We start from the raw sequence: 25396 nt of genomic DNA on the forward strand, positions 1-25396 counted from the left end.
TAAATCGACACTGCTCCAAAACGTGCCACCTATACCGGCAACATGGTCGAGCGTTTGATTACCAGTTAAATCGACACTGCTCCAAAACCGCATTGTCGCGTCCCCTTCCGGCGTGTCGGTTTGATTACCAGTTAAATCGACACTGCTCCAAAACGATTCGACCGCTTGTCGTGTGAAATTCGAGTTTGATTACCAGTTAAATCGACACTGCTCCAAAACAGCACCCTAACCGTGCTATTTTGATAAGGGTTTGATTACCAGTTAAATCGACACTGCTCCAAAACTCTCTTGCTTGGTCTAGTTTCCCGTGATGCGTTTGATTACCAGTTAAATCGACACTGCTCCAAAACTATAGTAGGTGAGTGGACACGTGATCGGCGGTTTGATTACCAGTTAAATCGACACTGCTCCAAAACTTGCGCTTGAGCGTCGCGGCAAGACCGTGGTTTGATTACCAGTTAAATCGACACTGCTCCAAAACCTATTTCTGGTTTTGCTTGTTACAAGTAGTTTGATTACCAGTTAAATCGACACTGCTCCAAAACTCGCACTCGTGGTCGGACGCTGCGAATTCCGTTTGATTACCAGTTAAATCGACACTGCTCCAAAACTTCGAGCCTGAACTTCGCGAGGCGGGAGCTGTTTGATTACCAGTTAAATCGACACTGCTCCAAAACCAATTATCACGCGCATCCACAGCGGAGCGGGTTTGATTACCAGTTAAATCGACACTGCTCCAAAACGCCATCTGTGCTGCTGCTCATGGGGACGTGTTTGATTACCAGTTAAATCGACACTGCTCCAAAACGGACGTGCCGCACGCGAGAAAAAAGAAAAGTTTGATTACCAGTTAAATCGACACTGCTCCAAAACCATTGGAACAAATTCCCTACTGCGACGGGACGTTCAATCTAACCGGTCAGTTCTTTCAATGCTCTAAAAACTGCAGGTCAACCGTTAGTTTATGTTCATGTCCGTAAGCCATGGTATCTTTTTTATTCTCCAGGAGCAACAGGCTCAACTTAAGAAAAAACACGTGGTCATAGAGCGTTTGCAGCTCATTTTCCGTCAAAAACGTTTTGAGATTTACAAATACGATTGTCTTTCTGCAGCCAGCGTCAAGAGCAAATGAAAGGAAATTCAGCAGATTATCAAGGAACGATTTATCTTCTTGAGGCGCTGCACCAAATCCTAAAAACTTGAGGTAGCGCTTCATATCCCATTCTAAACCAAACCCCAAATCGGCATTAAAGCCAAGGTTCAATCCGCCCAAACGCAGCCTTATTGCTCGTTCAGCCTCTTCCACTTGCATGCGCAGGTCTTCGTCTTCTAGAAACTCACGCTCAACCTTCTTGGTGATTGCGGTCATAAATGCGCGGTCATCCCATGGAAGATTCAGCGCATCAGGCACCACCATTAGAGCGCTGCCGGGCTTAATCTCCTCATCGTCTTTCCAAAGGGAGTAAGGTTCCATCGCCTGGCGCCCCAACCCGTTTTGCAAAGAAGTCACAATCCGCGCGAACAGAGCAGAGTTTTCGACTTGCAAAACCGATGTCTCCCCTGCTGTTAGTTCCAGCGAGTTCTCAAGTCCCGAAAACACAAGCCTCATAAAACCAGGAGCTCCTCCATTGTGTCTATCTCCTCATGAGCCTCGCGGTTACCCGCAATGTACTCCATGGTCGAAAACTGAGATTCGGTCACGCGCAAAACCTGTACAAGGCCAGCTGGCGGGCGATGCTTCCTGAGTCTTTGCACCGCGCTTCCTGCCGCCCCATCGTTAACAACAAGCTTTGCATACACGGATTCCTGGAGCATAAGATAGCCATCTTTAAGAAGGAATTTGCGGAACACCCGGTAGTCTTTTCTCTGCGCAGGAGTATCGACGGGCAAATCAAAGAAGACGACAAGCCTCATATATCTGATCCTTTCCCCGACACTCATACGACTTCAAACGACTCGATTTCGTCCACCGACAGCTTCCGGTCAAGAGCCTTGAAACAGTCAGCAACATACAGAGAGATTACGGAGCCCACGCGATACGTGCCGCCTCGATACGCGATTCCCTGATTGAGCATGTCGACCAAAAGCAGCTTTGTCTCCTTAGAGAACTCGCCGTCAAAGTTGTCAAACACGATACGGTCTACAAGAGGCCTAAACGGCTCCATAAAATCACAGCTCAAGTTGAACTGGTTAAACTCATTTCTGTGACAAATCCCCGCCTGCGTAAGGTATCCGCGCGCCGCAATCTCGCGATTGACACTCGATAGCAGAATCGCATACCCGTAATTGAGAGCGGCGTTCAAAGGCGTATCGTCATCCCTCGAGAAGGACGAACCAAACAGAGAGCTGAAATACAATCGGGCTGCATGTCCTTCGCGATTCGTCGTATCACCCGAGCGCACCTCGGGAACAAGGCTCTTAAGCTTCTCACCCTGCTCCTCACGCGCACGAGCGTGGAGAACATCGGATTGATGCTTGATTTTGTCGCGCACGATTCGTTGCCATACGCGCTTTTTGATTGGTTCGCCCCACTCAAGCTGCTCCGCAATACGCTTGCTGGTGTTATGGGCCCCGTATAGCGGCAAATACTGCCCAATGGGGTCGCGCTTCTCGTCAGAGACGACAAACGCGACCTTTGCCTTGGCAAGCTCCGAGAGCAGATAAGCGCTTATGAACACTTGGTTGGTCTGAAGGACGACCGACGAAATCTCCGAAAGGTGGACTTTCGCCGTGTCGTCCTCGCGGCGGACAACCATGTAGCCGCCCTTGTACTGCAATTTGCAGGGGCTTGAAATGACAATGTTCCTAAAGCCCGACACGGGTCCTTCTCTCGAACATACCCGTTACGGACTGGTCAATGATAAAGAACGGGGCCGCTGGTTCGTTGATTAGTTTTGACATATCCGTCACCATAGCGCCCGCTTTTGCAGGCCCGCCAATTCCAGAGAGATCAACGACTCGATCTGCGCCGTTTTCAATACGAATTAGGCCAAATGCAAGCTCACGCTGCTGCAACTCATCGAGCACAGAAACGGAAGACAGCCGAGAGAGCTTAAGCTGCCTGGACAACTTTCCACAAGTTGCATTAGCAGCGTGGTCAATCTTGTGCACCAATCCCTCAAGCAAAGGAAGGACGCTTAGTCTTTCATCCTTTTTAGACATATTTAACAGCAACATCTCATCCTGTGAAAACGCCAGTTGAGAACCCGACCTGACCTCCTTTGCGCCGGTAATAATCAGGCGGTCACCATCCACCTCAATCAACTGTTTCTTGTAGATCTTCGACCTCGTGATACCGACGTATTCCAGACCTTCCTTCTCCGCAAGCTCACGCGCGTACTCGCCGAGCGCCGCCGAGTCGCCCTCAATGCGCGCCGCAAGCCACACGGGAACCTGAGAGAACCGGAACACCGGCTTACCCTTCTTTTTGGCCTCATAGATAAAGAAGTACGCAAACTGCTGGCTCGAAAAACCACCGTATTGCTTAGCATCAAGCCCCTGCTTGGTCGACAACTCAAGCTTTGCGCCCATCTTGGGATCACGCGGCGAGTAAATCGTTGCCTTCCAGAATGCACCCGTATCCTCCTGAGGCATCCTCGAGATGTAGCACTGGCGATAGTTGAGCGCACGGCGAATGCTCTCGACCTCTGCCGCTGCATTCCAGCCGTCCGGAAGATACTTTCCCCTATAGCGCTTGACCTCGTCGTCCTCGGTCCAGGCATCGTCAAAGACCTCGCCCGTCTCGGGGTCAAAACCCGCAGTCATAAAACTATTGACGACAAATCCGGCAGATCCAGGCATGCGATGGGTTTTCTTAAACAGCTCAGACTGCTCGCGCACGTATTTCTTAATCACGTGCGAGTAGCCAATGGGGTTCTCATACATTCCCGGGTGGCGCATCTGAATAAACAGGCCCAAGCGGCATGCCAGATAGGCATCATGCGCATGATGAAAATCGTTGGCTTCGCGGCATTTGACCAAGCCGGCCGCCTCACGAAGGTTGTGCGATACGCTCGCCTTAACGGGAACGATCTTCGTTCCCTCGTCGGCATAACGCGCCTCAAGCAAAGCCTGCGCCATCTTGACCATCTGGCTCGTCTCCACGAGCTGGCGCGCGACGAAGCCCTTCATGGCATTCTCGTTTATGGAAGACCTCAGCAGGTTGCGATACTTTTTATCGCCAATAAGCTTAGCCTGATGCAGCTGCTTCCACGTTTCGCCCATCTTCCAGCGAATGCTCTTATCAATCAAAAGCTGGTCGGTCTTGTGCTGGTTCTCCTCGCGGTACACCAGCGCCTTGTTTTCGAGGCTGTCGTCCTTAATGTAGGCGCGCGGGATGATATGGTCGACCTCATACTCGCCCGAGCCCGCCATAAGCTTATTAAGGTCGATAGCGCGACCAGAATACAAGCACTTTCCGTTCTGCATCAAATAGAGGGTCAAGCGCTCGTCAAGGTCCACATTGGCTGCCTTGAGCTCCTTGAAATCGTCCATAACGACCAGGTCACCGCCCTCGGCCTTAAACGCCTTGAGCGCGTCCTCGATGGCATCCCAGCGCTTCGTGGTCCGCTTACCCTTTTTCTTTTCGTCCTCGTCGCGAGTCACCTCAACAAAAACGTTGGCCGGCGCGTGCCCCGCAATCTTTGCAATTTCGTCAACAATGCGAATCGCTTGATTCAGGCTGCGACGAATCGCCGGAGATCCGGGGAGCTCATTAACGCCTAGTGACTTCTCGTTTTCGGCGTAGTATTTGCGATTGTGTTCATCCACTTTTTCCTGGAAGCCCAGCGTATTGTCGTGGAGAATCTCCATCATCACCATAGTCTCGCCCAAGCGGCGCTCTGAGCTGGGGTTTCCTTCTCGCAGCACGTCCATGATGCTCATAGATCGACCGGCTTGTGTATCAATCCTGATACCCGTCAGGAACTTCTCCGACAGACGTCCCCAACCGGTCAGGCGCTTTTTGCAAATCTTTTTAATCTGCTCGGCATCGAGCATTCCGTTGCCACTGGGGCCAAACTCATCCTGCAGTTTTTCCTTAAGGATCGAACGGTCCTCAAACAACGTGTTCCAAAGAATGATCTTCTCGATAACCGGATACTCGGCACGGCTCAACTCGTCCACACCAAAGATGTCTTTGGCAAAGAAGATGTACGAGCCCATCTTCGATTCAAGACCGCTCTCACCCTGGCCGCCGCGGACAACCGGATTTGTCGCGTCGCCCTCTTTTACAAGCCAGTCGGCAATCATCTTGTAGGTAACGCGACGCTTTTTATGGAAAAGCTCGTGAACAATGCCCTCGCGCTGCGCAGCATCTAAGCGTTGCCAATCGTCACCATCTTCGGACCAGCGAACGCCATTGAGTTCGTTCAGAACGCAGAACTCCTCATAGAGCAGAGACTGCTTGGGAAGCACCTTCTCGCCAGCAAGATACGTGCAGTCACCCGTCATGCGCATGATAAAGTTCTCGGCGCTCTTGTTCTTATCGATCACGGTATCCCAGTTCCAAGGCGTGATCGTCGCATCTTCCATGCCGGGCTTGCGCTCGGACCACTGGAATCGATGGTTGCCATGTTTGTCCTGAGCCGCATTTTTAGGCGTCAGCGGTCCCACATGGTACGGAATACGGAACGTGACCAGACTCTCAATCTTTGCAGCCTCGTCCTTAAGGAACGGATAGAAGCGACCCTGGTTTTTGAGAATGGCCTGCAGCTCCTCAAGATGCAGCTGATAGTAGATGGCACCGTTATCACTCGTCTTAAGACGACGCAAAAAGCGCTGCTTGTCGAATGCGTCCATCATGGCGATATAGCGCTCGTCCGTCTCCGCGCCCGTTCCCGCAAAGAGCTTCTTTACGGATTTAGCGAGGTCATCATAAGACAGTTTATGCAGGTCATATGCGGTGTAACCCTGCGCCTTAGAGGCATCGTAGTCGCGCGAGGGGTCATCGCTATTCGAATCATGATAGGTTGCGCCGCGGAAGAAAGACTCATATGAGCCGGGAGCATATTCGCGGACCAAAGTCTTGAGTCGATCAAGATCATTCGCGTAACAATTATATTTTTCGATCATGTTGACCGAGATAGTCTGGCCCTCAGCATAGGACAAAAGCCCCTGCAGCACGTAAGCAGAGTAAACACCGCAAACGGACTCAAGAAGCTCCACGCAGTCATCGGGGCATGCGGCCTGCAGCGCTTCTAGCTTCTCGTCATCCGAAAGCGCGAGCTTAGTTGCCTCGCATTCAAAATCGCCAAACACGTCTTTGAACTCACACTGAAGGCCAACGACAGCGTTCGACAAAGCCTTTGCCAGCTTTTTGTTCGCAGCCGCATCCGCAGTGCCCACTTTTACAAGCGCCTGAATGTCTTTTGCCTTTTGCGAACGAGAAGATCGCTCGTCAGCGAGAATCTTTGCGACAGCGCTTTTATTGATTTTTGTAACATCGTATTCCCTAGACTCGCACCAAGCCTGCAGGGAATCATTGAGGCGCTCGAGGGCATCGGATGTCTTTGCCGTCTTTGCCGTCAGCTTCTCTCCCTGGCGCAAGAAGTTACCGCGATGCTTAACGATGTTATGGATTGCGAGATACACCAATCGAAGATCGACCTGCTCATCGGTGTCCATAAGGTAAGCACGCAGATGATAGATGGTCGGGAAACGATCGTAGTAATCGGCCTTCGTGAAGTCCTTGGTAAAAATCGGATCGCCCTCAATGGTCCGCGACTGGTTGAGTCGCATGAAAAAGCCCGGATCGACCTCACTCATCGCAGGCTCGAACAGCTTTTGCAGCAAGTCAAGGCGCCAGCGGCGGCGCACGTAACGGCGACGCTGCCCACGATGAACGCGCGCCTCGGACGCCAGCTGCGCACTATCGAACAAACGACTGCCCCACGTCGGTTGCTTCTTAAAATGCAGAAGCTTGCCCTGGTCATCGGTCACCGCCCAACCAACGGAGCCGGTTCCCATGTCGAGGCCGATATTGTAGTCGCCAGAGCAGTTTCTTAAATTCATGTCGACCAGCCCTTCCGCGCTGTGTTACAGTTGCCTTGTCGATTACCAGTTACATCGACACTGCGAGTCAAAATACGGCTTTGCCAAAAATGCCTTCCTTGGAAGGCGTCCCGTAGGGGACAATTTGACTTGCCAGAGGGGTTCCATTTGGGACCCCTCTTTTTTTGATACTACTACCGTGGGCGGACATTTTTTAATAGCTATCGGCAAACGTAATGTTGCTCAACGTTCGCGCTGTGAGCATGTGTGTTTAATGGAGTGCCTACGGGTCCTGCCGCCGCATAAAAACGGGGCAGTCCACATTCCCGTGAGCCGCCCCGTGCCTCTGGCTATCACGCCGTCATGTCAACCGGAGCCACTCCCCTACTTACCAAAGATCGCAGCGAGCAAGCCCTTGCGTTTGGGCTTTTCTTCTCGGTAGGAACCCTCAACGGCGGCTGCAACCTGGCGCGGTTGCTCGCCGCCTCCACGGCGCACGATCTGGTACAGAAACGGCGACTTAACGTATTTGACCTCGATGGGCGTGGCGTGCACGGTGCTCTCGCCGGACAGATGCAGGCTCGGGTTGAGCGACGCCACCACATGCGTCTCGCGCTTGTCGCTAAACACCACCGCTGCCGCGCGGCTCGTCTGGCCGTTTACGGCAATGCGCACCTGCTCGCCATCGCGGCTGTCCGTCGCCGGACGATCGACAAAGTACACCGGCACCATCACCAGGCCGTCCTTATGCTTGCGGGCCTTGCGCGCCCAAGTGCGGATGCTCTTTTTATTGAGCCCCAGCACCGCCTCGGCATCGTTGCCGGCAATGTCGAGCGCCAACTTATCAATGACCACCTGGTCCTTGGTAGACGCATCGACGGAGACAACGCGAAAGTCACCTTCCTGCATGGCCGGGTCAAACGGCCCAACCTTGGCAAAGTCCCACGGCTCCAAAATGCCCATAAGGCGAACATCCAGATAGTTTGCCCGCGGATACGCCCAGTCGAGCACCTCGTAGTACACCAGGGTTTCCTTGCTCAGGCCCTTGCCCGGGAAGCTCGCCATCATACGCAGGTCCGCCAGCGCCATGGGGAAATAGAAGAGCATCATGTCGTTTTGGATCGAGTCTTCCACGTCGTGCCCGGCAAAGGCATCCGGGTACTGGCGCACCAGCTGCAGCGCGTTGGCACGTGCCTGCTGCGGCGAAATTTCGCAGGGAATACCCTGCTCCGGCACATACTCCGCACCCACGCCCATGGTCAGACGTTTGCTAAACGTACCGGGCTTGAGCAAGTCGGCAATGCCGATCTTGTTGCCGCAGGACGGGCACTCAAACACACGCTGCGTTGACTCGCCCTCAAAGGACGCTCCGCAGAAGGGGCAAGGAATGCTCACATGCGTGGCCTCTTGGAACTCCTGCGCCGTGCCGCGATCCTCCCACAGCAGATGTTCCTGGACCGACTGGTTGCGCCAGTGCGAATTGAAGAAATACCAGTCCGGGTCCTCCGGGCGCTCGAGTTGCGACACATGCGTGAGCTTGAGCAGTCCATCCACCACCGTCAACGGCGTATGGCGAATGCCCAAAGCGCTCTTGGGCTCTCCGGCGTCCGCCTGCCACGGAATGACCGTGCCGCAATAGGCGCACTCAAAGCTGCGCTTAGCCTGGTGCGAGTACATAGGGCCGCCGCAGTTTTGACATTTAATGGCAAACATCTCGTCCATGGAAACGTCCTCCTTTGCACAGGGGCTATCGACGTTAAGTATGTCGAGCAAACAGGCACATGCCCATACCCATGTGGCCCAAAATGGACCACCCAGGCAGACGAGAAGGCTCGCTCGTTAGCACCGGCAGACCATTACTGCATTTTCTGAGCATCGGTGCACAGCGCCTCCGCGCGAGCTACACTATCCCCTTAAACATGATTGTGAGGACGACCGCTATGCTATTTGTAAATCGGCTGGTACATACGCTTGTTCCCGGCAGCGAGGGCGAGCCGGTCGATGTATCTTGCCGCACCAACGCGGGCTTTGCCGCAAGCCTCATCTGCATTGGCCTCAACATCACCCTGTGCCTGGCCAAGGGCATCGCAGGCCTGCTCGCCGGCTCCGTCTCGCTTGTCGCCGACGCCTTCAACAACCTCTCCGACGCCTCGAGCAACATCGTGAGCCTGCTCGGGTTCCGCCTTGCCAGCCGCCCGGCAGACGAAGGCCACCCCTATGGCCACGGTCGCTACGAGTACCTAGCCGGTCTGTTCGTCGCCGTCCTGGTTTGCGCCGTCGGCATCAACCTGATCCTCGAGTCGGTCACTAAGATCATCAAGCCTTCCCCCACTGCATATTCGGTGCTCTCCTTAGCCGCCCTCGTCTTGTCCATGCTCGTTAAGCTCTGGATGGCCGCGTTCAACCGCACGTTGGGCGACCGCATCGACTCAGAGACGCTCATCGCCACAGCACAGGACTCCAAAAACGACGTCATCACCTCGGGCTCGGTCCTGGTGGCGGCGCTTATTTCGCAGACGACCGGCTTTGACCTCGATGGCTGGGCAGGCCTGGGTGTGGGCATCTTCATCTGCATCAGCGGCCTGGGCCTGGTGCGCGACGCCATCAGCCCGCTGTTAGGACAAGCGCCCGACCCCAAGCTCGTCCAGGAAATCCGCGACAGGATTATGTCGTACCCCCAGGTCTTGGGCACACACGACCTCATGGTGCACGACTACGGCCCCGGTCGTCAGTTTGCCAGCGCCCACGTGGAGATGCCCGGCGAGGGCGACGCATTTGAGCACCACGAGATTTTGGACACCATCGAGCACGATATCAAACGGCAGATGGGCATCGGTATCACGCTGCACTGCGACCCCATCGCCACCACCGGCGACGACCTACGCGGCTGGGTCAAGCGCGGCGTCATGCAGATCGACCCCGCGCTCTCCATCCACGACCTGCACGAGCACGACGGGTTCGTTTCGTTTGACCTGGTGCGTCCCGACGGCTTTGACATATCCGACGAGGAGCTGCTGGAACGCGTGACACGCATCGTGCACGAGCGCCGACCCAATGCCTCATGCGTCGTTACGTTTGACTCGGGCTTTAGCTCGCCCGACCGTCCGGCCGAGCAGTTGTAGCCCCGCTCCGCTCGTCCGCTAGTTTCCCTGCGCGCCCGAGATGCCGTTTTGTAGGGCGTTCCAGGCATCCGTCGCCATGTCGCCCAAGTTCTGAGCGGTGTCGCCCAGGTTCTGAGCCGTATCACCCAGCTCTTGGGCCTTATCCCCAAGCTCCTGTGCCTTGTTGCTCAAGTCCTCCAGCGTATTGGAGCTCGAGCCGTCGGTACCGCTTTGGCCGTCGGACGAGTTGCCCGAGCTGTTCTTGTGCGTGAGCTGAATTTCGAGGTTGCCGCTGTCGTTATAGTAAGCAGAAGTAACGATCCAGTTGGCATCGACGACGGGCGTTGAGCCATCATCAGTCAGGACCACGGCATTCGAAAGATCGGCGCCGCGCGACTTAAGGAGCTTCTTGGCGTTGGACCAGTACTGCCCCGGGATATCGCTCAGATCGACGGTGCTAGACGAGGCGGACTCGGTTTGCTCAACAGTGGCATCGGCCGTTGAACTCCCTCGCTTGTTAAGCATGCCCGACACGATGGCAAACACAACCGACAGCGCAAAGAAGATCGCCAGTACGATGAGGATCTTCTTGATCACGCTCGACGAACGCGACGGCTTCTTCTCCTCGTCCTCGCCATATTGCGGAATCGACTTGGAGTACTCGCGATACGGCTCGCGCGACTCGTAGCGAGGCTGCGCCGTGCGAGGCATATACGTCGTCTGCTGAGGCTGCGGAATGGGATTCTGCGGCAGGTTGTCATAGGGATTCGGCGTCGAGGCAGCATAAGAATCCTGCGGCGCGTAATCAAACGGATCCGGAGCTGCGTTGCCATAGGGGCCTTGCGAAGATGTAGCGTAAGAATCCTGCGCCGTGTCGCCATAGCCCATAACCCGGGTGGGCTCGGCAGAAGGCTGCGTCGCGGCGGGGTCGGTATAACCGAGGTTGGGAACAACGCGGGTCGCATCGGCGCTATCGCCAGCCTGCGCGGAACCGTAGCCGCCCATCACGGTTGTCTTGTCCTGATCCATGCAACGATTCCTTTCCGTCGCGCGTGAGCATCAAGTTATCCATGCATTCTACCCGCGCAAAAGCCTATGATGGGCAGAGCCCGTCGGTATCTACAAGACATGCGCGGGCCTAAGGATAAAAAAGCCCCGCCGGGCCTTGGGGGCACGGCGGGGCGGGCAGGCAGCTAGGGGCAACAGGCTTAGAACAGGCCGGTGATGTTGCCGTCGCTGTCGACGTCGATGTTCTCAGCCGCGGGGACCTTGGGCAAGCCCGGCATGGTCAGAACACTGCCAGTCAATGCGACCACAAAGTGGGCACCGGCGGAAACCTTGAGCTCGCGCACCGTGATGCGGAAGTTCTCGGGAGCGCCCAGGGCCTTGGCGTTGTCGCTAAAGCTGTACTGCGTCTTGGCCACGCACACCGGCAGGTTGCCAAAGCCGTTCTCGCGCAGCTCGGCGAGCTGGCGCTTGGCGGCCGGCGTAAAGTCGACGCCGTCGGCGCGGTAGACCTTGGTGGCAATGGCCTCAAGAGCGTCGGCCACATCGGCGCCGTCCTCATAGGCAAACTTGAGCTCGCTCGGCTGCTCAATCAGACGCATGACCTCATCGGCAAGCTCGAGCGCGCCCTCGCCGCCCTTGGCCCAGACCTCGGAAAGCTTAACGTTGACGCCGAGCTTCTGGCACTCGGACTCGATGAGCGCAAGCTCGGCCTCGGTGTCCGTCGGGAAGCGGTTGATGGCGACTACGCAGGGCAGACCATAAACGTTCTGGATGTTGTCGACGTGACGCAGCAGGTTGGGCATGCCGGCCTTGAGTGCCTCGAGGTTCTCCTCGTTGAGGTCGGCCTTGGCGACGCCACCGTTGTACTTCAGCGCACGAGCGGTCGCGACGACCACGACGGCGCTGGGGCGAACGCCCGTCATGCGGCACTTGATGTCGAGGAACTTCTCGGCACCCAGATCGGCACCGAAGCCGGCCTCGGTAATGGCGACATCGCCAAAGCGCATCGCCATACGCGTGGCCATGATAGAGTTGCAGCCGTGGGCAATGTTGGCGAAGGGACCGCCGTGGACAAACGCGGGCGTGCCCTCGAGCGTTTGCACCAAGTTGGGCTTGAGCGCGTCCTTAAGCAACGCGGCCATGGCACCCTGGGCCTTAAGGTCGCGGGCACGGACGGGCTCGCCGGCAAAGCTGTAGCCGACGACGATCTCGCCCAGGCGCTCCTTGAGGTCGTTAATGCTCGTAGACAGGCACAGGATTGCCATGACCTCGGAGGCGACGGTGATATCGAAGCCGTCCTCGCGCGGCACGCCCTGGGCCTTACCGCCAATGCCGTCGATGACGTGGCGCAGCTGACGGTCGTTCATATCGACGACGCGCTTCCAAGTGATGCGCTTAACGTCAATACCGAGCTGGTTGCCCTGCTGAATGTGGTTGTCGAGCATGGCGGCCAGCAGGTTGTTGGCAGCACCGATGGCATGGAAGTCACCGGTAAAGTGCAGGTTGATATCCTCCATGGGGATGACCTGAGCCCAGCCGCCGCCGGCAGCACCGCCCTTAACGCCAAAGACGGGGCCAAGCGAAGGCTCGCGCAGGGCCACGGCGCTCTTGACGCCGCGACGGCGCAGGCCGTCGGCCAGACCGATGGTCGTGGTGGTCTTGCCCTCGCCCGCAGGCGTTGGGTTGATAGCGGTCACGAGGACGAGCTTGGCCTGGTGATCAGTCGGCTCGTTGAGCAGGGAATAATCGACCTTAGCCTTGTCGAAGCCGTACGGAATCAGGTGCTTAACGTCGACGCCGGCGTTCTTGGCCACCTCGGTAATAGGCAGCGGCGTGACAGAACGTGCGATTTCGATGTCAGTAGGCATGGGCGGTCCTTTCGTTACCGAATGAGAAAAAGACCAATTCAGCATAGCACGGGCGCGCAATAGTAAAACACCCGTAACCGATGAATGGCGATATGTTTATCCAATGCTCAGCGATAGCTTAACAACCCGCCAAAACAAAGCGCCCTAAACGGTAGGTTCAATCCCCAAGTGCTCAAAGGTGCGAAGCGTTGCCTGGCGGCCCTGGGGCGTGCGAATCATCAACCCGCACTGCAGCAGATACGGCTCATGGACATCCTCGAGCGTGCCCGGGTCCTCGCCCACCGCGCTGGCAAGGGTCGTAAGTCCCACGGCACGACCGGAGAACGTCTTAGCGAGCGTCTCCAAAATGCGAATATCCATCCAGTCCAGACCGAGCTCGTCGATCTCGAAGAACTCGAGCGCCTGGCGACAGATATCGAGCTCGATGGGGCCGTTGCCGCGCACCTGTGCGTAATCGCGCACGCGCTTGAGCAGGCGGTTGGCAAGACGTGGCGTGCCGCGCGAACGCGAGCCGATCTCGAGTGCACTGGGATGGTCGATCGTCACGCTCAGGATAGTCGCCGAGCGCGTCACAATCTGCGCGAGTTCCTCGACCGTGTAGTAATCCAGGCGATATGAAATGCCAAAGCGGTCGCGCAACGGGCCGGTCAACATGCCTGAGCGGGTCGTTGCTGCTACCAGCGTAAACTTGGGGATATCCAGGCGAATCGAGCGCGCCGCCGGACCCTTGCCAATCACGATATCGAGGGCAAAGTCCTCCATCGCGGGGTACAGGACTTCCTCGACCGAACGGTTGAGGCGGTGGATCTCGTCGATAAACAGCACATCACCCGGCTGCAAGTTAGTAAGGATGGCCGCCAGGTCGCCCGTGCGCGCGATGGCGGGGCCACTCGTGGTCTTGATCTGAGCGCCCAGCTCGTTGGCGATAACCGTAGCCAGCGTGGTCTTGCCCAGACCCGGAGGGCCCGAGAAGATCACGTGGTCGAGCGTCTCGCCACGGCTCTGCGCCGCTTCGATCAACACGCGCAGGCTCTGCTTGATATGCTCCTGGCCGCAGTAATCGTCCAGGCGCTGGGGGCGCAAAGTGCGATCGACATCGAGGTCCTCGGCCGTCAGCTCCGAGCCCACCATGCGCTCGCCGTGCGCCATGGATGCCGCCGGCGAGTTGCCGGGCGTCGCCCACAGGTCCTGAGAGTCATCGGCTTCCCACATCACGCATCCATTCCGAGTCGCTTAAGCGCCGCGCCGAGCAAATCCTCGACACGCATATCCTGCCCATCATACCCGCTCAGGGCAACATCGGTCTCCTGCGGGCTAAAGCCCATGGAAAGGAGCGCCGCACGGGCGTCATCGATGGCCGAGGGAGCGGCAGCGGGCACGGGCATCGCAACCTGACCGGGGATCGCATCGACCGGCACAAAGCCCTTGTCCTTGGCAAAGGTGCTCTTGAGCTCCAAGATGAGGCGCTGGGCGGTCTTTTTGCCCACGCCGGGCACCTTGGCCATGCCCTTGTCGTCCTCGGCCATCACCAGGGAATACAGCTGTCCCACGGTATAGGTGGAGAGCACGGCAAGCGCCAGGCGCGGACCGACACCCGAGACGGACACGAGCCGATCGAACATCGTGCGCTCATCCTTTGAGGAAAAACCGAAAAGTGTCATGGCGTCCTCGCGCACCTGCATACGCGTGTAGAGGCGGACCTCGCCGCCGGGCGTCGGCAACGTGGCCGCAGTGCTGCCCGAGATGCCGAGTTCAAAGCCAACGCCCGACACGTCGACGACGGCCGAGCTCATCGTGGCCTCGACAAGCGTTCCATGGAGCTGGGAAATCATCAGTATCCGGTTCCTCTCTGTTGATAGAACTCGCCGCCGGTGAGGGCGCGGGTGCGGCTGAGGTTAACGTGGCAGATGGCGCAGGCCAGGGCATCGGCGGCATGGTCGGGATGCGGGTCGTGATCGAGCTGCGTGAGCATACGAACCATATACGCGACCTGCCGTTTGTCCGCAGCGCCGGTGCCCACAACAGCCTGCTTAATCTGCATAGGCGTATACTCGCCAATCTCGAGCGCGCATTCCGAAAGCGCCACGAGCGCGGCGCCGCGGGCATGCGCCGTAGGGATGGCCGAGCGAACGTTGGCGCCAAAGTAAATGCTCTCGATAGCAGCGGTATCGGGTCGATAGCGCTCCACGACACCCTTGAGGTCGCGGGCGATATGCGACAGGCGCACCGCGAGCGGACTACCCGCGCTGGTCTCGATGCAGCCATAGGCACGGCAGCGAACCTCGCCACGCCGCTCCTCGATAATCCCCCAACCCGTATGAGCCAAACCGGGGTCAATGCCTAAAATAACCAAGCCAACCTCCCCTCGTCTTTTACCAAGCGCAAGGCAAGGCCCCGCGCACTACTCACGAACGTCTGTTCTAGAATAACACAACGGGGTCAAGATGCTTAGTTGAAGTATCGGGGTTGAGAGCGAATCCCATCCCCAGTTTAGTTCTGCGAGAAGAATGGGAACTGTCGGGGATCAACCGGCGGATGCGGCATCGGGCCACCCTGGGGCCCACCCTGCGGGCCACCCTGGCCGCCCATCATCTTATCGATGGCGTCCTGAACCTCGCCCTCGAACTTTTTCATTCCCTCGTGTAAACGACGCTGACCGTCTTCAGAGCGCAACTCCTCCATTTGTTCGGGCGAAATACCCAGTAGCTCGCCCAGCACGCCCATCATCTCGTTTCGCACGCGCTCACTAGTATCCTCGTCAGCAAAACGGCGCACCTCGGCGCGCGCCAGCGAATCGACCGTCATACGCTCCTTGCCGTTAAGCCCCAGGTCGGACCACGCGAGCATGTACGGCCAGGAGCGCTCGGCAAACGAACGGGACGAAACGATCGGCGCCGTCGGCAACATGCGGCGGGCAGCCTCACCCTGTCGAACGAGCATCAGCAGCAGCGAGCAGGCCTCAGGCTTGCCAGCGGCCATCGGGATGTCGTCGAAAGATCGATTGCGGTCCACGTGCGCCTCAAGCGCGCCATCGATCTCACCCGGCTCGACCCCGCCGAGCAGCTGTGCCGCGCGGTCGAGCATATCGACCGGACCGTCGAGCGTCGAGAGCGCCTGCGCCAGCACTCGCTCCATACAATCTTCCACCGCGTTGAGCGTCACGAGCTCTTGGGGCACCACGGCAGACGTGCGGTTGCGCACGCGCGCCACAAACTCAAGCGTCGACAGATACACATCGCCAAAGGGCGCATAATCGCCCTGGTAGCCGCCGCAAAGCGCCGGCGCCGCCAGTGCGTACTCGGTTTTGGACAGCGGGCTCAGCGCCATCGCACCCAACTCGAGCGCCGTGTCCTCCAGCATGAGGCCCAGCGTGCGAGAGCGCAGGCGCTCGGCGTCGCCCGCCGACACATCGCGGTCGAGCACGCGCGCGGCATCCGGCGCATCGCGCTCAACCGTGCGAATATGCAGGCGCTCGGCAATGGCGCGAACGGCGGCACAGCGAGCAGCCTCGGCCTCCTCCTGCGCCGGCGTAAAGATGCGGTTGCGCCCCAGCACCAGGCCAATCACATTACGTGGGCCCAGAGCGTCGACGGCCAGCGCCGCCAGCAGGGACGACGGCAAGTCGCCCTCGAGTGCCACCACGGCGCGCGACGCACCGTGGGCCCGGGCGTTGTCGCGCACGGCGAGCACCAGCGCCTGCCACAGCCACTCCTCGGAACGGAACTCGGGCAGTTCGTGATCTTCCAGGGCATCGAGCATCACGCCGCGCTGAATCTCCTGAACCAGCAGGCTCTCCTCAAAACACGGCGCTTGGGCCACCACGCGACCGCAGTCGTCGAGCACAAACGAACCGCCGGTATACACCGACTCGTCATAGGCACCGACCGGCGCCATACAGGCAAACCACACACTGCGCTTGGATGCGATCTTGCGGTAGGCGCCGCTGCGAACGGCGGCAATGGCGGCAGTCTCGCGGTCGGTCATGTCAAACGCATTGAATTGGAAATACGCAATGAGGTCAACACCGGTCGGCAACATCTCGAGTTCGCGGTCCAAGTCAAAAATCACGGCGATGCGCACGCCGTCCACGTCGAACACCGGCGGCGCCCAACGCGTGTCGTTGTTCTCGCCACGCTGCAGGGCAATGCTCGAACGCGCCGGCACCACATGACCGTCCTTGAGCATCATGTAGTCGAGCAGCGGCTGGCCCTCAAACGAAACCGCCGCGGGCACGATGCAGATCATGTCAAGCTCCTGGATACGCTCGGCGACACCAGTCAAGCCGGCAAGCATGTCGTGCTCAAAGTCGGCAGTGCCCACCAGGCCCCCGGGCATGGCGCCCATAAAGAGCGGAGCCGGAACGCACAGCACGCGCGCCCCGCGCTCGTGGGCCAGACGAGCCTGGTCCTCGATGCGGCCGCAAATGCCCTCAATATCACCCAGGCGCATATCGATCTGTGCAAGCGCGAGCTTCATGGCTCAGCCCTTTCCGTCGTAAACCATCGTTGTCGTAGTAAAAGCGCCGGCCGCATAATGCAGCCGGCGCTCGCATGTGCATATGCTAGCTATGATACCCCGAGCGGGGGCGCGCTCCTAGAACGTCGCGGACCACAGCCCGTGCAGGTTGCAATAGGCATAGACGGTACCGGTCTTGGAGCCGCCCGCGAAAAACGTCGCGGGCTTCATGCCGGGCTCAAGGTAATGGACCTCTAAGCGGCCCTCGGCCTCAAGGGCGATCCACTCAATATAGTGCTCGGGCAGGCTGGGGTGCTCGACCGAGCCAACGCGTGCGCGAATCACGTGACCGTCGCGCTCGGTCTCGACAACAGGCACGTGCTTCTCGTGCGCCGCGTCCTCAGTGTTTGCGGTCAGTTCCGTGCAACCGGCAGGGGTTGCAACGTCGTTGCCAAGGGCGGCAATGAGCTTACCGTCGGGGTCCTTAAAGAATTTCGCCATGATGTTCTCCTTTGCTGACGTGCCAATGTTCTTGATGGTTCTTATGCCCAAAGGCAGACAAACCATCCACGGCATTGCAAATGAACACATAACGGGCGGGGACGATGGGGCAGCGTGCGCTATCCGCCCTGGCGGCCCCACCCGAGCGGGTTAGCGCCCGTCGCCGCCCAGCAGCGCCAGAACATCTTCGCGGGTAAACAGCGCCGACGAGATGCCGTCGCCGCCGAGCACGCTGTTGACCAGGTCGCGCTTGGACTCCTGCATCTGCATGATGCGCTCCTCGATCGTGTCCTTGGCGATGAGCTTGTACACGGTCACGGTATGTTGCTGGCCAATACGATGCGCGCGGTCGGTCGCTTGGTCCTGCGCCGCCACGTTCCACCACGGGTCGTAGTGGATGACCACGTCGGCCGCCGTCAGGTTAAGGCCCACGCCGCCCGCCTTGAGCGAAATCAAAAAGACCGGGACCTCGCCCGCTTGGAACTGCGCGACCATCTTGGCGCGGCTCTCCTTGGACGAAGCGCCCGTGAGCTTAAGGAAGGCGATGTCCTCCTTGGCCAAGCGCTTACCGATGATATCGAGCATACCCGTAAACTGGCTGAACAACAGGATGCGATGCCCGCCGTCGAGTGCGCCGTGCACGAGCTCCATACACGTATCGAGCTTTGCGCTCCCCGCCTTGTAATCCTCGTAGTGTAGACGTGGGTCGCAGCAGATCTGGCGCAGCTTGGTGAGCTCGGCGAGCACCTTGAGCTTGTCCTTCTTAAACTCCCCAGCCTCGCGGTGCTGCACCTGCTGGGCGATGCGGTCCTGGTTGGCCAGGTAGAGCTTGCGTTGTTCGCCGGTAAGCTGTGCCATGACGGTGTCCTCGATCTTCTCGGGCAGGTCGGCCACCACGTCTTCCTTAACACGGCGCAGCACAAACGGCGACACGAGCGCCTGCAGGCGAGCGGCGCTATCGCCCTCGGCATGCTCGACGGAGCTCTCAAAGCGCTTGGCAAACGACTCGCGCGTCCCCAAAAGGCCCGGCATCAAAAAGTCGAAGATGCTCCAGAGCTCGGACAGGCGGTTTTCGATGGGCGTGCCCGTCAGGGCAAAGCGCACGCCGGCAGGCAGGCGCTTGGCAGCGCGCGCCACCTGCGTGAGCGGATTTTTAATGTACTGTGCCTCATCGAGCACCACGCGGGCAAAATCCTGCTCGACGTACTCGTCGATATCGCGCCGCATAAGGTCATACGACGTTACGACCACGTTATGCTCGGCCACGCCGGCAATCTGTACACGACGTTGAGCCTTGGCGCCCACAATGGCGCACACATCGAGCGACGGGGCAAAGCGCTCCAGCTCGGCAGTCCAGTTGTACACGAGTGAGGCCGGGCATACCACGAGCGTGGGCTTGGTGTCCCCCGCCTCCACGCGCGCCAGGATATGCGCGATCATCTGGAGCGTTTTGCCCAGGCCCATGTCGTCGGCCAAGATGCCGCCAAGGCCCAGGTGTTCGAGCGAGCCGAGCCACTGGTATCCGTCGACCTGGTAGCCGCGCATCGTTGCCTTGAGCGATGCCGGCACCGTAAAGTCCATCTTGCCGAGCGTGTCCAGGCGCTCGACGGTGCGGCGGAACGCAGCGTCGCGATCGGCCTCGAGCGCCGGCGTGCGTGCGAGCATGCTATCGACAAAAAGGGTACTCGACGCGGGAAGCGACACGCCGTCGAGCAGGTCGACGGCATCGACGCCTAGGTCCTCGGCAAGACCAAACGCGGCACGCGCTCCCTCATCCAGGCGCACGATGTCGCCGGACGTCAGGCGCGCGAACGTCTGGTGGCGCTTGTACGAATCGAGATAGACGGCAAGGTCCGCGGCCGAAAGCCCGCTCGCGCCCAGCTCGACATCGAGCAAGTTACTCTTGACGGTCGCGCGCACCGAGAGCTTGGGCGCAGGGCGGACCGAAATCTGGCGCAGACGGTCGCTGAGCATGACCTCGCCCAGCTCGGACAGGGCAGACAGGCCCTCGGTCAGCAAGTGGAACAGGCTCTCGTCATCGCGCTCCTCAAACGCCAGGCCGCCCTCGTAGAAATCGAAGTACATGGCAGCCGTGTCCATAACGCGAAACTCCGCCAGCGTATCGCGGGGCGGAACGCCGGGGCGTTGCTCTTCGAAAGGACTGCCCGGAGCACCAAGACTAAAGAGATCAGCCGACCAATCGCCGTAGGTAACCGTAATTTTGCAGGTCACGAGACCATCGTCGACGCCGATTGCCATGGCAAAGCTCGCCTCGGGTGCCACAGTATCGAGCGCGGCGGGCGCGGTGAGGTCGGTATAGTCGCGCAAAATGGGCAGCGCCATACGGCAGAACTCACCCACCTGCTCGGCGGCAATATGGGCGGGCGTGCGGCACGGCAGCAAGCGCGACAAAAAAGGTGCGGCATGCTGAGCAAATGCAGCGTCGGTACGGCGCGCGCGGCGCGTGTCAACCAAGTAGGCGGCATCGCCCGACGCAAAGCAGTACATATCGGCGGGCAGGCGCAGGTCATAGCTACCACCAGCCGCCGGCGCGATTTTGGCGGCAAGAAGTGGTGGGCGCTTAGCGGACGCCTCGTCCTCCCCTTTCGGAGACAGCTCAACCGCCACGTCGTAGGTGCGACGCGTCGTCGTCCCCCGCGACCAGGCGGGCTCAAAGGAGATGGTCTGGCCGCGCAGCAGGTCCAGCACATATACGATGCTATGCTCGGACAGCGGCAACTGACGCTCGGCAACAAAACCGCTGCGGGCAAAGTCGTACGACGCCGAACGCGAGCTTGTGATGTCATCGAGATAGGCAACTGTCGTCACAACAAGGTTGAGCAGCTTTGTCGATGTTTCGTCAAAGGCCTCAGGTGAATGGACAAACGTGAGCTTCTTGCCATAGGAGAACGTGCCGCCGCGCACGTAGGCATCGGCCATGCCGTCGATGTCCTTGACCACGTAGGAGACCGATCCACAGCGAATGCGGAACTCGAGCGCCCAGCTAAAGCGGTCAGCGAACAGCGGATTGTAGTACGGCACCAACGAGGGCTCCAACGCCGCTTTGGGGGCGTCGGGATCAACGGCACCGGCAAGTTTGCGGCGCATGCTCGCCAGCTCATCCATGCGCGCGTCCGAAAGATCGGAAAGCGCCGCCACAAGGCTCGGGCTCGTGGGGACGGGCGCCGGGAAGGGAAAGTTGGGGTTGACGGCCGGCGCGGCGGACGCGGCGCGCGCGGGCTGTTTCGGCTGCGCCGTAAACGTGCGAACCGGCATGCGCAGCCCCTCAACAGGCTCAATGCCGCTGGTGTCCAGGTACGCCAGCGCTGTGGCGATGGCGTGCTTGCACATACCGGGATAGCGGTATGCGGCGGGGCAGTCGCAGTCGTAGTCGATAACCTCGTGCTCGTCCATATCGAGCGCCACGTGCGTCTTGTACAGGTCGCCGCGCGAACCGCGCACCGAGCCCTCAACCGTCACGTTTTTGGAGAAGCGCGAGCCGCTGTCCTCAATCGACAGCACGGCGCCGTTGAGCATGAGCGAGCGGCCCTTCATAAAGGTGCCGCTCAACGCCGCCTCTTTGCGAAGCGCCTGCACAAACGTCCCCTGCGCCATCACTTCCTCCAATCTCACCCGGGGTAGCTTAGATAACCGTCACGCGACCCTGGTTACCCACAATCGCCTTTGCCTCGGCCAGCAGCGGAATCGAGCGCGCGTTGACCTTGGCCGGCACCTCGGCACGTAGCACGCGCCCGTCCACCTGCTCGATAAAGATCTCCACGCGGTCGCCGCCCGGGTTGGCGGTAAGCACCGTGGCAAGACGCGCCATATTGCCCTGGCTAAAGCGGCTGTTGGGCACCATGACCTCAAACACCTTGGGCTTGTTGTTCTCCTCGTTAAGCTCGAGCGGCACGATCTCCTGCGCGATGATCTGGTCGCCGCGGTCCGAGCGCTCGAGCTTGCCCTTAATGCGCACAAAGGCATCGGACAGCTGCGCGCCGGTCTCGGGATCGACCTCGCCGTACAGGTACCCCTCGGCCTCCTTGTAGGTCTTGGGGAACACGACGACGGTGGCCTCGCCTTCCATGTCCTCGAGCTGCACGATGCCCATGGGGTCACCGTTTTTGGTCACGCGCTTGGACACGCTCGAGACCATGCCGGCCCACCACAGCGCCTTGCCCTCGGGAATTTCCTGGTTGATGGTGCCGCCCGTAGGATTCTGAACTTCGTAGCCGGTGTCGATCTGCGAGAACGAGAAGTCACGCGCCTTGGCTAGTGCATACTCAAACGGGCGCAGCGGGTGGTCCGAGACATAGATGCCCAGAACCTCCTTCTCCTGACTCAACTTGAGGTGGCGGTCCCATTCCTGGCCATCCGGATCGGGCACGCTCACCTCAAAGCCCGAGCCCTCAACGTCGCCAAACATATCGAAGAACGACGTCTGCCCGCTCGCGCGATCCTTCTGGCGCTTTACCGCGGCATCGATGATGTTCTCGGGGTTGTTCTTGTCCACAAAGTGCATCATCTGGCGACGCGGATACCCCGTGGAGTCGAAGGCGCCTGCCTTGATGAGCGATTCGATCACGCGGCGGTTGGCCTGGCTCGAGTCCACGCGCTCGACAAAGTCGTGCAGCGTCTTAAACGGGCCGCCCGCCTCGCGCTCGGCGATAATCGCCTGCGCCACGCCGGTGCCCACGCCGCGGATGCCGGCCAGACCAAAGCGCACGCCCTCCTTGGTAGCCGTGAACTCGGTACCGGACTCGTTGACATCTGGCGACAGCACGGGGATGCCGTCGTGACGGCATGCCGAGACGTAGTGCACGATCTTGTCGGTCTTGCCCGTATAGGACGTCAGAACGGCCGCCATGTACTCGTGCGGATAGTGCGCCTTGAGCCACGCCGTCTGCATAACCAGAATGGCGTAGCCGGCGGAGTGCGACTTGTTGAAGGCGTAGGACGCGAACTCGAGAACATCGTCCCAAATCTTCTGGGCGACCTCGCGCGTATAGTTGTTCTTGATGGCGCCGTTCATCCAGTGGTCGTAGGTGGTCTCGTCGGAGCCATCCTCCCAGTGGAGCACCGTCGACGTGAGCAGCTTGATTTTCTTCTTAGCCACGGGCTTACGGATACGCGAGTCCGATTCGCCCTTGGAGAAGCCGCACATCTCGACGGAGATGAGCATAACCTGCTCCTGGTAGACCATGGTGCCGTAGGTTTCGCCCAGGATGTCGTCCAGGCGGTCGTCGTAGGAGACCGCCGGCTCCTTGCCGTTCATACGGTTGATGTAGGACGAAACCATGCCGGCGCCCAGCGGGCCCGGGCGGTACAGGGCGATCAATGCTACGACGTGCTTGTACTCGGTGGGCTTCATGTTCTTGATCGTGGCCGTCATGCCTGCGGACTCGACCTGGAAGACGCCGGCGGTGTGGCCGGAACCCATGAGCTTAAAGATCTCGGGGTCGTCAAAAGGAATCTCTTCCTCTTTGATGTCGATGCCGAAGTTCTTTTTGATGTTTGCCTTGGCCTTGGAGATAACAGTCAGCGTGCGCAGGCCCAAGAAGTCCATCTTGAGCAGGCCCATGTCGGCAACGGTATGGCCCTCGTACTGGGTAATCTCGACGCCGCCCTTGGTGTCGAGCTTGGTGGGCACGTGCTCGTTGACGGGGTCGCGGCAGATCAGAACGGCGCACGCGTGCACGCCCTCGCCACGGGTGAGGCCCTCGATTGAGAGCGCCGTGTCGATGATGCGGCGGGCGTCGTCGTCCTTTTTATATGCCTCGGCAAAATCGGGGTTAAACAGGTCCTCTTTGCCGGGTTGCTTTTCGAGCACCTGCTTGAGCTTGACCTTGGGGTCGCTCGAGACCATCTTGGACAGACGCTGGCCCATGTAGACCGGGTAGTCCAGGACGCGAGCGGCGTCGTTGATGGCCTGCTTGGCCTTAATGGTCGAGTAGGTGATGACGTGGGTGACCTTCTCGGGGCCGTAGAGCTGGCGAACGTGCTCCACGACCTCGAGGCGCCGCTCATCGTCGAAGTCCATATCGATATCGGGCATCTCGGTACGCTGCGGGGACAGGAACCTCTCGAACATCAGGCCGTTCTCGAGCGGATCGAACGCGGTGATGTTCATGGCGTAGGCGACGATAGCGCCGGCAGCCGAGCCACGGCCGGGGCCGACGCCAATGCCGTTGTCCTTGGCCCATTGCACGTACTCAGCGACGATCAAAAAGTAGGCGGCAAAGCCCTTGTCGCAGATGACCTTGTATTCGTACTCAAAGCGCTCTTTGATGTTGACGCCACCGATCTCGCGCGTGGCCCAGTCGTCGCCATAGTGTTGGCGCAGGCCCTTCTCGCACTCGCGGCGGAACTGGCTCTCGTGCGTCTCGCCGGGATCGAGCAACGGGAAGCGCGGCAGGATGATGGAGTCCCAGTCCAGCTCCACGTAGCACTTGTCGGCGATCTCGAGCGTGTTGTCGCAGGCCTCGGGGCAATACGGAAACATCGCCCGCATTTCCTCCTCGGTCTTCATGTAAAACTCCGAGCCGGTCATGCGCATGCGGTTGGGATCGTCGACCTTGGCGTTCATGCCAATGCACATGATGACGTCCTGCACGGGAGCGTCCTCGCGGCGCAGGTAGTGGAAGTCGTTGGTGGCGATGACCTTGACGCCTACCTGCTTGGCGATGTCGATGAGCGTGCGGTCCATCTGCTCATCGGTCAGGCCGTTGTCGGTGGTGATGCCGTGTTCCTGGATCTCGATATAAAAGTCGCCGGGGTCAAAGGTATCACGGAAGGTCTCGGCCCACTTGATGGCGCCCTCCATGTCACCGCGGTCGATGTATTTGGGAATGATGCCCGCGATGCAGGCGCTGGTGCAGATCATGCCCTTGGCGTGGCGGCGCAGGTTGTCGAGCGTCACGCGGGGCTTGTAGTAAAAGCCCTGCACGGCTGCCTCGGAGACCGTCTGCATCAGGTTGACGTAGCCCTCCTGGTCCTTGGCCAGAAGGATCATGTGGTAGAGCTCGGGCTTATGGTCGCGAGCAAGGGTCTCGTCCGGCGTAAAGTAGACCTCGCAGCCAAAGATGGGCTTGATGACCAGAGGCGGCTTGAGCTCGTCGATGTTGCCCTTCTCGTCCCACATGGCCATGTCCTTCACATACTGGGCATGCTCGCGCGGGTTTTCCTCGGGATCGGGCTCCACCAGCTCGTCGCGGCGATCCTTTTCCAAAAAGGCCTTGTCGTGACTCCAGGTTTTGTACTCAGGCGTGTTGTGGTTGACGGCGTCGCAGGCCAGCGCCAGGTCGGGCACGCCATACATGTAGCCGTGGTCGGTAATGGCGACGGCGGGCATGCCCAGCTCTACGGCGCGATTGACCATATCCTGGATACGGGTTGCGCCGTCGAGCATGGAGAAAACGGTGTGGTTGTGCAGATGGACGAATGCCATGTGATGAGCTCCGATGCGGGTTCGTG

The 25396-nt window shown here is 59.2% G+C and carries 15 protein-coding genes and 1 CRISPR repeat array (1 of these 16 running past the window's edge); of the genes, 1 reads left to right on the top strand and 14 read right to left on the bottom strand.

Annotation, left to right across the window (positions count from 1 at the left end):
• Positions 1-873: direct repeats of the CRISPR family, unit length 36 nt; unit sequence GTTTGATTACCAGTTAAATCGACACTGCTCCAAAAC; it begins 2381 nt to the left of the window's first position.
• A 55-nt stretch (positions 874-928) separates the two neighbouring features.
• The 5 genes from csn2 to DXC67_RS03225 form a co-directional block, all read right to left on the bottom strand.
• Complete coding sequence (gene csn2, locus DXC67_RS03205) at positions 929-1609, bottom strand: type II-A CRISPR-associated protein Csn2 (RefSeq protein ID WP_117637332.1); 681 nt, start codon at positions 1607-1609, stop codon at positions 929-931.
• Positions 1606-1914 carry a CRISPR-associated endonuclease Cas2 gene (gene cas2, locus DXC67_RS03210; protein WP_117637333.1) on the bottom strand — a complete coding sequence of 103 codons (309 nt, stop codon included), beginning with the start codon at positions 1912-1914 and terminating at the stop codon, positions 1606-1608. The genes csn2 and cas2 overlap by 4 nt, the downstream gene beginning before the upstream one ends.
• A gap of 23 nt (positions 1915-1937) precedes the next feature.
• A complete protein-coding gene (gene cas1, locus DXC67_RS03215) occupies positions 1938-2819 on the bottom strand; it encodes a type II CRISPR-associated endonuclease Cas1 (protein ID WP_117637334.1) in 882 nt (293 codons plus the stop codon).
• Positions 2806-7011 carry a type II CRISPR RNA-guided endonuclease Cas9 gene (gene cas9, locus DXC67_RS03220; protein ID WP_117637335.1) on the bottom strand — a complete coding sequence of 1402 codons (4206 nt, stop codon included), beginning with the start codon at positions 7009-7011 and terminating at the stop codon, positions 2806-2808. The genes cas1 and cas9 overlap by 14 nt, the downstream gene beginning before the upstream one ends.
• A gap of 363 nt (positions 7012-7374) precedes the next feature.
• Positions 7375-8712, bottom strand: coding sequence for a hypothetical protein (locus DXC67_RS03225; RefSeq protein WP_117637336.1), 1338 nt, complete (start codon positions 8710-8712; stop codon positions 7375-7377).
• Positions 8713-8930: 218 nt separating this feature from the next.
• Between DXC67_RS03225 and DXC67_RS03230 the strand changes: the two genes are divergently transcribed.
• Positions 8931-10112 (top strand): cation diffusion facilitator family transporter, encoded by a 1182-nt coding sequence (locus DXC67_RS03230; RefSeq protein ID WP_117637337.1) that lies wholly within the window; start codon positions 8931-8933, stop codon positions 10110-10112.
• Positions 10113-10130: 18 nt separating this feature from the next.
• On the opposite strand, the gene DXC67_RS03235 is transcribed toward DXC67_RS03230, so the two are convergent.
• From DXC67_RS03235 to dnaE, 9 genes are all read right to left on the bottom strand, one after another.
• A complete protein-coding gene (locus DXC67_RS03235; protein ID WP_117637338.1) occupies positions 10131-11120 on the bottom strand; it encodes a hypothetical protein in 990 nt (329 codons plus the stop codon).
• Positions 11121-11299: 179 nt separating this feature from the next.
• On the bottom strand, positions 11300-12967 hold the full coding sequence (locus DXC67_RS03240) for a formate--tetrahydrofolate ligase (protein WP_117637339.1): 1668 nt from the start codon (positions 12965-12967) through the stop codon (positions 11300-11302).
• Positions 12968-13111: 144 nt separating this feature from the next.
• On the bottom strand, positions 13112-14179 hold the full coding sequence (ruvB, locus tag DXC67_RS03245; RefSeq protein ID WP_117637340.1) for a Holliday junction branch migration DNA helicase RuvB: 1068 nt from the start codon (positions 14177-14179) through the stop codon (positions 13112-13114).
• On the bottom strand, positions 14179-14799 hold the full coding sequence (gene ruvA, locus DXC67_RS03250; RefSeq protein ID WP_117564493.1) for a Holliday junction branch migration protein RuvA: 621 nt from the start codon (positions 14797-14799) through the stop codon (positions 14179-14181). Before ruvA ends, ruvB begins: the two co-directional genes overlap by 1 nt.
• The gene (gene ruvC, locus DXC67_RS03255) at positions 14799-15320 is read right to left on the bottom strand and encodes a crossover junction endodeoxyribonuclease RuvC (RefSeq protein ID WP_117637341.1); all 522 of its coding nucleotides are present in this window, start codon (positions 15318-15320) and stop codon (positions 14799-14801) included. Before ruvC ends, ruvA begins: the two co-directional genes overlap by 1 nt.
• Before the next feature lie 137 nt (positions 15321-15457).
• Entirely contained in the window at positions 15458-17443 is a 1986-nt protein-coding gene (locus tag DXC67_RS03260) for a hypothetical protein (RefSeq protein ID WP_117637342.1), read from the bottom strand.
• A 117-nt stretch (positions 17444-17560) separates the two neighbouring features.
• The gene (locus DXC67_RS03265) at positions 17561-17923 is read right to left on the bottom strand and encodes a desulfoferrodoxin family protein (protein ID WP_089572163.1); all 363 of its coding nucleotides are present in this window, start codon (positions 17921-17923) and stop codon (positions 17561-17563) included.
• A gap of 150 nt (positions 17924-18073) precedes the next feature.
• Entirely contained in the window at positions 18074-21538 is a 3465-nt protein-coding gene (locus DXC67_RS03270) for an SNF2-related protein (protein WP_117637343.1), read from the bottom strand.
• Positions 21539-21566: 28 nt separating this feature from the next.
• Positions 21567-25370 (bottom strand): DNA polymerase III subunit alpha, encoded by a 3804-nt coding sequence (dnaE, locus tag DXC67_RS03275; RefSeq protein WP_117637344.1) that lies wholly within the window; start codon positions 25368-25370, stop codon positions 21567-21569.
• Between the last annotated feature and the right edge of the window lie 26 nt (positions 25371-25396).

Origin of the sequence: Collinsella sp. TF07-1, from assembly GCF_003437235.1 — a bacterium.
Taxonomy (GTDB): Bacteria; Actinomycetota; Coriobacteriia; order Coriobacteriales; family Coriobacteriaceae; genus Collinsella.

What these genes read in the sequence shown, in the direction of transcription:
- DXC67_RS03260 (WP_117637342.1), bottom strand. Translation starts at nt 17,443, where the DNA reads ATGAAGCTCGCGCTTGCACAGATCGATATGCGCCTGGGTGATATTGAG.
- DXC67_RS03225 (WP_117637336.1), bottom strand. Translation starts at nt 8,712, where the DNA reads ATGGACGAGATGTTTGCCATTAAATGTCAAAACTGCGGCGGCCCTATG.
- DXC67_RS03265 (WP_089572163.1), bottom strand. Translation starts at nt 17,923, where the DNA reads ATGGCGAAATTCTTTAAGGACCCCGACGGTAAGCTCATTGCCGCCCTT.
- csn2 (WP_117637332.1), bottom strand. Translation starts at nt 1,609, where the DNA reads ATGAGGCTTGTGTTTTCGGGACTTGAGAACTCGCTGGAACTAACAGCA.
- DXC67_RS03230 (WP_117637337.1), top strand. Translation starts at nt 8,931, where the DNA reads ATGCTATTTGTAAATCGGCTGGTACATACGCTTGTTCCCGGCAGCGAG.
- DXC67_RS03240 (WP_117637339.1), bottom strand. Translation starts at nt 12,967, where the DNA reads ATGCCTACTGACATCGAAATCGCACGTTCTGTCACGCCGCTGCCTATT.
- DXC67_RS03270 (WP_117637343.1), bottom strand. Translation starts at nt 21,538, where the DNA reads ATGGCGCAGGGGACGTTTGTGCAGGCGCTTCGCAAAGAGGCGGCGTTG.
- ruvA (WP_117564493.1), bottom strand. Translation starts at nt 14,799, where the DNA reads ATGATTTCCCAGCTCCATGGAACGCTTGTCGAGGCCACGATGAGCTCG.
- cas9 (WP_117637335.1), bottom strand. Translation starts at nt 7,011, where the DNA reads ATGAATTTAAGAAACTGCTCTGGCGACTACAATATCGGCCTCGACATG.
- dnaE (WP_117637344.1), bottom strand. Translation starts at nt 25,370, where the DNA reads ATGGCATTCGTCCATCTGCACAACCACACCGTTTTCTCCATGCTCGAC.
- ruvB (WP_117637340.1), bottom strand. Translation starts at nt 14,179, where the DNA reads ATGTGGGAAGCCGATGACTCTCAGGACCTGTGGGCGACGCCCGGCAAC.
- DXC67_RS03235 (WP_117637338.1), bottom strand. Translation starts at nt 11,120, where the DNA reads ATGGATCAGGACAAGACAACCGTGATGGGCGGCTACGGTTCCGCGCAG.
- cas2 (WP_117637333.1), bottom strand. Translation starts at nt 1,914, where the DNA reads ATGAGGCTTGTCGTCTTCTTTGATTTGCCCGTCGATACTCCTGCGCAG.